This window comes from Streptomyces sp. NPDC001922 (assembly GCF_042891165.1).
In the GTDB taxonomy this organism is placed as follows: domain Bacteria; phylum Actinomycetota; class Actinomycetes; order Streptomycetales; family Streptomycetaceae; genus Streptomyces.
Genome location: NZ_JBIASV010000006.1, coordinates 192848 through 204437, shown reverse-complemented (window position 1 = coordinate 204437; position 11590 = coordinate 192848). Strand labels below are relative to the sequence as shown.

The following is an 11590-nucleotide window of genomic DNA, read 5'->3' as shown; positions in this document are numbered from 1 at the left end:
GTAGAGATGCTATGTCCCTGAGTGACCGGACTGGTGTATCGTCCCGACGGGGACTGCGCCCGGGGGCAGTGCGACGGGCGCAGCGATGGACCGGAACTCGAGGGGGGCGACGGGCGATGCACGGCCAATGGATCAACCACCCAGTCAGTCGGATGAGGCGCGACAGCCGCCGGAGACTCCCGAGCGTCGACGCGCGCAGACCTCAGCGGAGGACCGCGCCGCCAAGGACGGTGCGGTGAGCACCCCGGGGGCGGTGCTCTCCCGGCCGCCGGCTTCCGGCGGCGGGACGGGCCTGCTTCCCCAGCTGCTGCTCGCCCTGGTCTGCGGCGGATACGCCACCGGCGCCGCCCTGGGCTGGGGATCGCCCCGACTCGCGGTCGTCATGGGGGACTTCGGCCTCGCCGCCGCCGCCCTCGCGGGAGCCGTCTCCTGCTTCTGCTACGGCCGGTCCCGCACCAGCTGCCTGCGCCCCGCCTGGCTGCTGTTCGCCCTCTCCTCCGCCATGGCCGGCTTCGGCAACGCGATCTGGGGCTGGTACGAGGTCGTCCTGCGGGAGCCCGTACCGAGCCCGTCCGGGGCCGACTTCTGCTTCCTGCTCTTCGCGCCGCCCGCCATCGTGGGTCTGCTCGTCCTGGCCAAGCGCCCCGCGAGCAGGGCGGGCTGGACCTGCCTGGCTCTCGACGCCTGGCTCATCGGCGGCTCCCTGCTCACCATCTCCTGGAGCCTCGCCCTCGCCCACACGGCGCACCAGGAGGGCGAGAGCGTGGCCCGCGCCGCGCTGTCCCTGGCCTATCCGCTGCTGGACATCGTGCTGGTCAGCATGGTGCTGGCACTGCACTTCCGCAGGTCCTCCGCCAACCGGTCGGCGATCAACACCGCCATCGCGGCGCTCGCCCTGACGGTGCTGTGCGACGCGCTGTTCACCTCGCCGCTGCTGCGGGAGCACTACCGCTCCGGGCAGCTCCTCGACGCCGGCTGGTTCGCCGGCTCCATACTCCTGGCGTACGCCCCCTGGGTCGCCAAGCAGCCGGATGCGGACGCCTGCGCCCGGAGCCGCCGCGAGCCGCACCCGAGCCGTCCGACGGCGGGCTCGCTGGCCGCCCTCACCCCGTATCTCGCCGCGGCCGTCTGCACGCTCGGGATCCTCTACAACGTCATCGACGGCAGCCGCATCGACCGCGTCGTGATCTTCACGGCCTGCACCGTCGTGCTCGCCCTCGTGGTGCGGCAGGGCATCATGCTGCTGGACAACATGAGCCTCACCCAGGAACTGGCCCAGAAGGAGAACCACTTCCGCTCCCTGGTGCAGGGCTCCAGCGACGTCATCATGATCGCCGCGCCGACCGGAGTGCTGCGCTACGTCAGCCCCGCCGCCGCGGGGGTCTACGGCATCGACCCGGAGGAGCTCATCGGCTCCGAGTTCGCCTCGCTCATCCACCCCGAGGACCTCGGCGGTGTGGTGCACGAGGTGCGCCGGTTCCTGGCCGCGCAGCCGGAGGACGAGCCCACCACCCGCATCGAATGCCGCTTCCGTGCCGGTGTCCGCCGGGCGGGGCACGACGGCTGGCTCAACGTGGAGTCCACCGTCAACCGGCACCACGGCGGCCTGATCTTCAACAGCCGCGACGTCACCGAACGGGTCCGGCTCCAGGCCCAGCTGCGGCACAGCGCCGAACACGACCCGCTCACCGACCTGCCGAACCGCGCCCTCTTCACGCAGCGCGTGCGGCGGGCGCTCAGCGGGCGCCGGGCCACCGACCCGGGCACCGCCGTGCTCTTCATCGACCTCGACGGCTTCAAGGCGGTGAACGACACCGTCGGCCACCAGGCCGGTGACGAACTCCTGGTGCACGCCGCCCGCCGGCTCCAGGAGTCCGTCCGGGCCGGGGACACCGCGGCCCGGCTCGGCGGGGACGAGTTCGCGGCCCTCATCCTCGGCGACGGCACCCAGGACACGGCCGCCCGCGAGTACCGCATCCTCGAGGTCGCCGAGCGGCTGCGCACCGGCCTCTCCCGTCCCTACTGCGTCTCCGGCGGCACCGAGGTGCGCGTCGCCGCCAGCATCGGCGTCGCCTTCGCCGACCCCGGGATCAACCCCACGGAACTCATGCGCAACGCCGACCTGGCCATGTACCGCGCCAAGGCCGCGGGCAAGGGCCGGGTCGAGCTGTACGCACCGCAGATGCAGGCCGAGGTGGTCCGGCGCGCCGAAGTCGCCACCCGGCTGCGGAACGCCCTCCACGACGGCGAGTTCGCCCTGCTCCACCAGCCCGTGGTGGAGCTCGGCAGCGGCCGGATCACCACGGTCTCCGCACAGGCCCGCTGGCGCTCCGAGCAGGGCATCCTCTTCACCCCCGACGAGTTCCTCCGGGTCTCCGACCGGGTGCGCGGCGACCGCGCACGAGGCGAGGACGGGGCGCGCGCGGCCGACATCGGCCGGTGGCTCCTGGAGGAGGCGGTGGAGCAGGCGGCGGAGCGGCACCGTGCCGGGTACCCCGCTCCGGTCGCCGTCCGCCTCTCCCCGCACCGCCTCACGGAGCGGGGCCTGGGGCCGGGCAGCGTCGAAGCGCTGCTCACCCGCCACGGGCTGCCGTCCGGCGCCCTCCTGCTGGAGCTGGCCGACACCGACCCGCGCGTCTCCCTCGACGAACTCGAACGCCGGCTGACCGCTCTGCGGCGGCTCGGTGTGCGCATCGCCCTCGACGGCTTCGGCAGCGGGTGCGCCGCCATCAGCGCCCTGCGCCGGCTCCCGGTCGATGTGCTCAAGCTCGACCGCGAGCTGGTGGAAGGCGTGGTCGAGTCCGCCCGGCTGCACAAGATCACGTCCGGGCTGCTGCGCATCGCGGGCGACCTCGGGCTGCAGACCGTCGCGGACGGCGTGGACCTGCCGGAGCAGGTGGCGGCGCTGCGGGCGATGGGCTGCACCCACGGACAGGGCATGGCCTTCTCCGGGCCGCTCGACGAGCACCGGCTGCGGCGCGCCCTGGACCGTGGCGACTACCCCGTACCGGGCCCCGCCGACTGCCTCGAAGCGGGCCGGGAAGCCGTGCTCACCACCAGTGCCCTGCCGGTGAAGGTGGGGGTGCAGGGGCGGGAGGCGCTGCCGAAGCGGATCGCCGTGAGCGACGGCCGGGACGGTCCGGATTCCCTGGTGCATCCGCCATTGCGCTCAAATAGTGAGACCTCCGTCCCACCCACTTGACACCCGTAGTGCGCCGGGGAGAGGGTCAAGCCATGCGCACCCGAATTCTCGTACTTGGAAAGCGCGTCGGCTGAAGCAGGGTCACGATGAAACCCTGCGGACCACACCCGGCGCGCTCCCCTCGCTTGCCTCACGGCACGAGGGGTTTTTTGTTGCACTGGTTACCTCGAACCGCCCCGCCCCGCGCTTTCTTCCGGGGCGGCCACCTCACCCAGCTAGACCTCATCTTCGAGAAGAGATTGCCGATGACCGAGCAGGCCACCGGGGCCCACCATCCGCAGCAGCGGGCCCGTAACGGCGGACAGCAGCCCACCATCACCGAGCACGTCACGGGCGCGCAGTCCCTCATCCGCTCTCTCGAGGAAGTCGGCGCCGACACCGTATTCGGCATTCCGGGCGGCGCGATCCTCCCCGCCTACGACCCGCTGATGGACTCCTCGAAGGTCCGTCACGTCCTGGTCCGCCACGAGCAGGGCGCAGGCCACGCCGCCACCGGCTACGCCCAGGCCACCGGCAGGGTCGGCGTCTGCATGGCGACCTCCGGCCCCGGCGCCACCAACCTGGTCACCCCGATCGCCGACGCCCACATGGACTCGGTCCCCATGGTCGCGATCACCGGCCAGGTGGCGTCCAAGGCCATCGGCACGGACGCCTTCCAGGAGGCGGACATCTGCGGCATCACCATGCCCATCACCAAGCACAACTTCCTGGTGACCGACCCGGCCGAGATCCCGAAGACCATCGCCGAGGCCTTCCACATCGCCTCCAGCGGCCGCCCCGGCCCGGTCCTCGTCGACATCGCCAAGGACGCGCTGCAGGCGCAGACCAGCTTCGTCTGGCCGCCGCAGACCGACCTCCCCGGCTACCGCCCCGTCACCAAGCCGCACGCCAAGCAGATCCGCGAGGCCGCGCGCCTGATCACCGAGGCGCGGCGCCCGGTGCTCTACGTCGGCGGCGGCGTCCTGAAGGCCGGTGCCACCGAGGAGCTGCGGATCCTCGCCGAGCTGACCGGCGCCCCCGTCACCACCACGCTGATGGCCCTCGGGGCCTTCCCGGACAGCCACCCGCTGCACGTCGGCATGCCGGGGATGCACGGCGCCGTCACCGCGGTCACCGCCCTGCAGAAGTCCGACCTCATCGTCGCGCTGGGCGCCCGCTTCGACGACCGGGTCACCGGCAAGCTCGACAGCTTCGCCCCGTTCGCAAAGATCGTCCACGCGGACATCGACCCGGCCGAGATCGGCAAGAACCGCGCCGCCGACGTCCCGATCGTCGGCGACGCCCGCGAGGTCATCGCCGACCTCGTCGTCGCGATCCAGGCGGAGCGCGACGAGGGCCGCTCCGGCGACTACACCGAGTGGTGGCGGAACCTCACCCGCTGGCGCGACACCTACCCGCTCGGCTACGACCTGCCGGACGACGGCAGCCTCTCCCCGCAGCAGGTCATCCAGCGGATCGGCCGGCTCGCCCCGGAGGGCACCATCTACGCGGCCGGCGTCGGCCAGCACCAGATGTGGGCCTCGCACTTCATCGACTACGAGCAGCCCGGCACCTGGCTCAACTCCGGCGGCGCCGGGACCATGGGCTACGCGGTCCCGGCGGCGATGGGCGCGAAGGCCGGCGCCCCCGGCCGCACCGTCTGGGCGATCGACGGCGACGGCTGCTTCCAGATGACCAACCAGGAGCTGGTCACCTGCGCGCTGAACAACATCCCGATCAAGGTCGCGATCATCAACAACGGCGCGCTCGGCATGGTCCGCCAGTGGCAGACCCTCTTCTACAACCAGCGCTACTCCAACACCGTGCTGCACTCCGGGCCCGAGGGCGACGCGGCGGAGCCCGGCACCGTCACGGGACCGAGCGGCGGCACCCGCGTCCCCGACTTCGTGAAGCTCGCCGAGGCCATGGGCTGTGTCGGCATCCGCTGCGAGGACCCGGCGGAGCTGGACGCCGTCATCGCCAAGGCCAACGCGATCAACGACCGGCCCGTCGTCGTGGACTTCATCGTCCACGAGGACGCGATGGTCTGGCCGATGGTCGCCGCCGGCACCTCCAACGACGAGGTCATGGCCGCCCGCGGCGTCCGCCCCGACTTCGGCGACAACGAAGACGACTGAGTCCAGGACCGGAAGCCCCCGAGAAGCAGAGAGAACGAGCCCATGTCCAAGCACACGCTCTCCGTCCTGGTGGAGAACAAGCCCGGTGTCCTCGCCCGGATCACCGCGCTGTTCTCCCGCCGCGGATTCAATATCGACTCCCTCGCGGTCGGCACGACCGAGCACCCCGACATCTCCCGCATCACCATCGTGGTGAATGTCGAGTCGCTCCCGCTGGAGCAGGTCACCAAGCAGCTCAACAAGCTGGTCAACGTGCTCAAGATCGTCGAGCTGGAGCCGGCCGCGGCCATTCAGCGGGAACTCGTCCTGGTGAAGGTGCGGGCCGACAACGAGACGCGCTCCCAGGTCGTGGAGATCGTCCAGCTGTTCCGAGCCAAGACCGTCGACGTCTCCCCGGAGGCCGTCACCATCGAGGCCACCGGCGGCAGCGACAAGCTCGAGGCCATGCTCAAGATGCTGGAGCCCTACGGCATCAAGGAACTGGTCCAGTCCGGCACGATCGCCATAGGGCGAGGCGCCCGCTCCATCACGGACCGGTCGCTCCGCGCGCTCGACCGATCCGCATAACGAGACCCACGATCCCCACCCCGCCGAACCGTCATACGGTGGGAAGCGGGCCCCTGCACCAGCAGATCCCCCGCAACGGCAGAAACAAGGAGATACCCGAAGTGGCCGAGCTCTTCTACGACGACGACGCCGATCTGTCCATCATCCAGAACCGCAAGGTCGCGGTTCTGGGCTACGGCAGCCAGGGCCACGCGCACGCGCTGTCCCTGCGCGACTCGGGCGTCGATGTGCGCGTGGGTCTGCCCGAGGGCTCCAAGTCCCGCGCCAAGGCCGAGGAGCAGGGCCTGCGGGTCACCACGCCGTCCGAGGCCGCGGCCGAGGCCGACGTGATCATGATCCTGGTGCCGGACCCGATCCAGGGGAAGGTCTACGAGGAGTCCGTCAAGGACAACCTCAAGGACGGCGACGCGCTGTTCTTCGGCCACGGCTTCAACATCCGCTTCGGCTTCATCAAGCCCCCGTCCAGCGTGGACGTGGCCATGGTCGCCCCCAAGGGCCCGGGCCACCTGGTCCGCCGCCAGTACGAGGAGGGCCGCGGCGTGCCGTGCATCGCGGCCGTCGAGCAGGACGCGACCGGCAACGCCTTCGCGCTCGCGCTCTCCTACGCCAAGGGCATCGGCGGCACCCGTGCGGGTGTCATCAAGACGACCTTCACCGAGGAGACCGAGACCGACCTGTTCGGTGAGCAGGCCGTCCTCTGCGGTGGCGCGTCCGCCCTGGTCAAGGCGGGCTTCGAGACGCTGGTCGAGGCCGGCTACCAGCCGGAGATCGCGTACTTCGAGTGCCTCCACGAGCTCAAGCTGATCGTGGACCTGATGTACGAGGGCGGCCTGGAGAAGATGCGCTGGTCGGTCTCCGAGACCGCCGAGTGGGGCGACTACGTCACCGGCCCGCGGATCATCACCGACCAGACCAAGGCGGAGATGAAGAAGGTCCTCACCGACATCCAGGACGGCACCTTCGCCCGTAACTGGATGGAGGAGTACCACTCGGGTCTGCCGAAGTACAACGAGTACAAGAAGACCGACGCGAACCACAAGCTGGAGACCACCGGCAAGGAGCTGCGCAAGCTCATGAGCTGGGTGAACGAGGAGGCCTGATCCTCACCGGCGCGAGGGGTGACGGCGGGATCCGGCGGCCGGGCGCCGCGGATCCCGCCGGACGCCCTGCCCGGCCCGGTGCGGCCGTCTGCGCCACGCCGGGCCCGGGCCGCCGGTCCCTCGGCGCCGCCCGGCCGGCCGTGCCGCCCCGCCCGCCGGGCCGGACCCCGCAGCCGCCCCGGCCGTCCGGAGGAGGGCCGGGCCGCACCGCTCGCACCGTTGTCCACCGCGTCGAGCCCCGACCGGGTGATCCTTCCGCAAAGGCGCAAGACTCACCCGCTACCGCCAGTACACTGCATTGCACAAGCGCGTCAGGCTCACAGCGTCGTGCGTCTTCTCGCGGCTGCCCCCTTCACCGCCTTCGGCCGTCGGGACGGCCGTCCTCCCCCGCGGCCTCCGGGTGCGGGAGGGGCCCCCAAAGGACTTAGTGAGGACTGAGGACCACGTGAGCCCGAAACCTGTCGTACTCATCGCTGAAGAGCTGTCGCCCGCCACGGTCGACGCCCTCGGCCCGGACTTCGAGATCCGGCACTGCAACGGCGCCGACCGCGCCGAGCTCCTCCCCGCCATCGCCGACGTGGACGCGATCCTCGTCCGCAGCGCGACCAAGGTCGACGCCGAGGCCATCGCCGCGGCGAAGAAGCTCAAGGTCGTCGCCCGGGCCGGGGTCGGCCTGGACAACGTGGACGTGCCCGCCGCCACCAAGGCCGGCGTGATGGTCGTGAACGCCCCGACCTCCAACATCGTCACCGCCGCCGAGCTCGCCTGCGGCCTCCTCGTCGCCACGGCCCGCAACATCCCGCAGGCCAACACCGCCCTGAAGAACGGCGAGTGGAAGCGCAGCAAGTACACGGGTGTCGAGCTGGCCGAGAAGACCCTCGGTGTCGTCGGCCTGGGCCGGATCGGCGTCCTGGTCGCCCAGCGGATGTCCGCCTTCGGCATGAAGGTCGTCGCCTACGACCCGTACGTCCAGCCGGCCCGGGCCGCGCAGATGGGCGTCAAGCTCCTCACCCTCGACGAGCTGCTCGAGGTCGCGGACTTCATCACCGTCCACCTCCCGAGGACCCCGGAGACCGTCGGCCTGATCGGCGACGAGGCGCTGCACAAGGTGAAGCCCGAGGTCCGGATCGTCAACGCCGCCCGCGGTGGGATCGTCGACGAGGCCGCGCTGGCCTCCGCCCTCAAGGAGGGCCGGGTCGCCGGTGCCGGCCTCGACGTCTTCACCAAGGAGCCCTGCACGGACTCCCCGCTCTTCGAGTTCGACAACGTGGTCGCCACCCCGCACCTCGGGGCCTCGACCGGTGAGGCGCAGGAGAAGGCGGGCATCGCCGTCGCCAAGTCCGTCCGCCTGGCCCTCGCCGGCGAGCTGGTGCCGGACGCCGTCAACGTCCAGGGCGGCGTGATCGCCGAGGACGTCAAGCCCGGCCTTCCGCTCGCCGAGAAGCTCGGCCGGATCTTCACCGCGCTGGCGGGCGAGGTCGCGGTCCGGCTGGACGTCGAGGTGTACGGCGAGATCACCCAGCACGACGTCAAGGTGCTCGAACTCTCCGCGCTCAAGGGCGTGTTCGAGGACGTCGTCGACGAGACCGTCAGCTACGTCAACGCCCCGCTGTTCGCGCAGGAGCGCGGTGTCGAGGTGCGGCTGACCACCAGCTCGGAATCGGCCGAGCACCGCAATGTGGTCACCGTGCGCGGCACCCTCACCGACGGCGAGGAGGTCGCGGTCTCCGGCACCCTGGCCGGCCCCAAGCACCTCCAGAAGATCGTCGCCGTGGGCGAGCACGACGTGGACCTGGCCATGGCCGACCACCTCGTCTTCCTCCGCTACGCCGACCGGCCGGGTGTCGTCGGCACCGTCGGCCGCATCCTGGGCGAGGCCGGTCTGAACATCGCCGGCATGCAGGTCTCCCGCGCCGTGCCGGGCGGCGAGGCGCTGGTCGTCCTGACCGTGGACGACAACGTTCCGGCGGCCGTGCTCACGGAGATCGCCGAGGAGATCGGCGCGACGTCGGCCCGCACGGTCAACCTCGAGGACTGATCCTCCGCGGCCGACCGCGTACGCCTCCGGGCCCGGCCCCGCTCCGGCGGGTGCCGGGCCCCGCGTATGCGCGGACCGTGCCACGTGCTGCCCGTCCGGCCCCGCGGGCCGACCGTGCCACGTGCTGCCCGCCCGGCCCCGCGGGCCGGCCCGTACACCCGGCCCCCGCTCGTACAGCAGCGCAACCGCCCCTTCTCAGAGCCGCTGTCCCTTCAGCGCCATGTGCAGCAGCAGCCGGTCCTCGCCCTCCGCCAGGTCCAGGCCGGTGAGCTGCTCCACCCGGGACAGCCGGTAGTAGAGCGTCTGCCGGTGGATGCCCAGGGCCGCCGCCGCGCGCCCGGCCTGCCCCGCGCAGTCCAGGAAGACCTCGGCCGTCCGCGCCAGCTCCCGCTGCGCGGTCGCCAGCAGCGGCACCACCGCCGGGTCGGGGGCGGCGGGCGCGGGCAGCCCGGTGAGCAGGCGGTACGGGCCGATGGCCGCCCACTGCGCGACGGGTCCCAGCCGCGCGTCGGCGCGGGCGGTACGGGCCGCCGCCACCGCCTCGTGCCACGCGGCGGGCAGGTCGTCCGGGCCCCGGCGGGGATCGCCGATCCCGGCCGCGGCACCCGACCGCGCCGTCCGGTGACCCGCGCGTGGCGAGCGCAGCAGGCGCTTGGCAGCGGTGTGCGCCGGTTCCAGCACGTTCGCCCCGCGCAGCCGCACCAGCGCGGCCAGCCCGTCCACCCCGGCACCGGGAACGGCCGGGGTCACGCACATCGCCGCCACCCCCGGCTGCCCGGCGAGCACCGAGCCCGGCCCCTCGGCCACCGCGCCCCCGCCGTCGTCACCGCTGCGCCAGGGCAGCACCGCGACCACGGCCAGCGGTCCGTCCGCCGACGAACCGAGAGCGGCCCGCAGCCCGGCCGTGGCCGTCTCCCGGCCCGTCGCCGGGCCGGTGAGCAGGTCGTACAGCAGCTCGCCGGTCTCCGCGCCGGCCCGTGCCTCGGCGGCCAGGAGCTCGCCGATGCGGGCCGCGGTGCCCATCGCCTGGGCCAGCCGCGGGTCGGGCGGCGTGCCGGGGCCGCCGGTCTCCAGCACCGAGAGGTGCCCGTCGTCGAGCAGCCAGACATAGCCGAGGACCTGTCCGCGGTGCCGCACGGGCAGGCAGATCCGGCCCATCAGAACACCGGCGGCCGGGTCCGGCGGGATGCGGACCGGGCCGGTGGCCCGGGCGATGCCGAACGCCTCGAACCAGGCCCGTACGGCCGCCGTGGAGCGCCGGTGCAGGATCGACCGGGTGCGGACCGGGTCCATGGCCGGTTCGCCGTCCGCGCCCTCGCTGTCGTGCGCCCCGAAGGCGATCAGCCCGAAGTCGCGGTCCTCCAGCGTCGCGGGGGCGCCGAGCACCGCCGAGATCTCGTCCACCAGCTGCTGATAGTCCCCGCGCACCGCCGATCCGGTCCCTTCCCGCCGCGCCTTCCGAGCCTTCGTTCTGCTGCCGAAGACCATTCTCATACAACTGTCTGAGATCCGGACCACGGATGCGTGACAGCTGTTTATGGCCGCCGATCGGAGCGATCCTTAGGTTTCACGGTGGTTCTCCTTGCCGTTCCGGGCTGTTCCGTCGCGGCTGTCCGTACTTCTCGTGGAGGTGCCCCGTGCTGGGTCCCGTGCTCCTCGCCGCCGCGCGCAGCGACAGCATCCGCCGTATCGTCTCCGCCGCGCCGGTCACCCGCCCCGTGGTGAACCGCTTCGTCGCCGGTGAACGGCTGGATGAATCCATGGCGGCCGTGCGCACGCTCGCCTCCCGCGGCCTGGAGGTCACCCTCGACCACCTCGGCGAGGACATCACCGACCCGGCCGAGGCCCTGCGCAACCGCGACGCGTACCTGGCGCTCGCCGAGGCCCTCGCCGGAGAGGGCCTGGGCGTCCGGGCCGAGATGTCGGTCAAGCTCTCGGCCTTCGGGCAGGCACTGTCGGGCGGCCACGACCTGGCGCTGGCCAATGTCACCCCCGTCGTCGAGGCGGCCGCCGAGGCGGGCACCACGGTCACCCTCGACATGGAGGACCACACCACGGTCGACTCCACCCTCGCCATCCTCTCCGAGCTGCGGAAACGCTTCCCGCAGACCGGCGCCGTCGTGCAGTCCTACCTCTTCCGCACCGAGGACGACTGTCACGCGCTGGCCGGAGAAGGGTCGCGGGTGCGCCTGGTCAAGGGCGCGTACAAGGAGCCGGCGTCGGTCGCCTTCCAGGACAAGCGCGAGGTTGACCGGGCCTACGTCCGCTGCCTCAAGATCCTCATGGCCGGTGACGGCTACCCCATGATCGGGTCGCACGACCCGCGCATGGTGGCCATCGGCCAGGAGCTGGCCCGCCGCGCGGGCCGCAAGCTCAACGAGTACGAGTTCCAGATGCTGTACGGCATCCGCGAGGCCGAGCAGCAGCGGCTCGTTGCGGAAGGGCACCGTATGCGGGTTTACATCCCGTATGGAACAGACTGGTATGGGTACTTCATGAGGCGTCTCGCGGAGCGCCCGGCCAACATGACGTTCTTCCTGCGCTCACTCGCCACCCGCGGCTGAGC

Annotated in this window: 7 protein-coding genes; 6 read left to right on the top strand and 1 reads right to left on the bottom strand. The window is 72.0% G+C overall.

Features of this window, described 5'->3' with window-relative positions; genetic code table 11:
• Positions 1–235: 235 nt before the first annotated feature.
• The 5 genes from ACFYYR_RS12795 to serA all read left to right on the top strand — a co-directional run bounded on the left by ACFYYR_RS12795 (position 236) and on the right by serA (position 9024).
• Positions 236–3202, top strand: coding sequence for a putative bifunctional diguanylate cyclase/phosphodiesterase (locus ACFYYR_RS12795; protein WP_388850796.1), 2967 nt, complete (start codon positions 236–238; stop codon positions 3200–3202).
• A gap of 245 nt (positions 3203–3447) precedes the next feature.
• Positions 3448–5319, top strand: a complete 1872-nt coding sequence (locus ACFYYR_RS12790) for an acetolactate synthase large subunit (RefSeq protein ID WP_388850793.1) — start codon at positions 3448–3450, stop codon at positions 5317–5319.
• Between the two features lie 42 nt (positions 5320–5361).
• Entirely contained in the window at positions 5362–5886 is a 525-nt protein-coding gene (gene ilvN / locus ACFYYR_RS12785; protein ID WP_351512557.1) for an acetolactate synthase small subunit, read from the top strand.
• Between the two features lie 101 nt (positions 5887–5987).
• Positions 5988–6986: a ketol-acid reductoisomerase gene (gene ilvC, locus ACFYYR_RS12780; protein ID WP_388851368.1), complete on the top strand. Its 999-nt coding sequence runs from the start codon at positions 5988–5990 to the stop codon at positions 6984–6986.
• A gap of 445 nt (positions 6987–7431) precedes the next feature.
• Positions 7432–9024, top strand: a complete 1593-nt coding sequence (gene serA / locus ACFYYR_RS12775; protein WP_388850789.1) for a phosphoglycerate dehydrogenase — start codon at positions 7432–7434, stop codon at positions 9022–9024.
• A gap of 195 nt (positions 9025–9219) precedes the next feature.
• On the opposite strand, the gene ACFYYR_RS12770 is transcribed toward serA, so the two are convergent.
• Entirely contained in the window at positions 9220–10452 is a 1233-nt protein-coding gene (locus tag ACFYYR_RS12770) for a PucR family transcriptional regulator (protein ID WP_388850786.1), read from the bottom strand.
• Between the two features lie 209 nt (positions 10453–10661).
• On the opposite strand from ACFYYR_RS12770, the gene ACFYYR_RS12765 reads away from it, so the two are divergent.
• On the top strand, positions 10662–11588 hold the full coding sequence (locus tag ACFYYR_RS12765; protein WP_388850783.1) for a proline dehydrogenase family protein: 927 nt from the start codon (positions 10662–10664) through the stop codon (positions 11586–11588).
• The last annotated feature ends 2 nt before the right edge of the window (positions 11589–11590 follow it).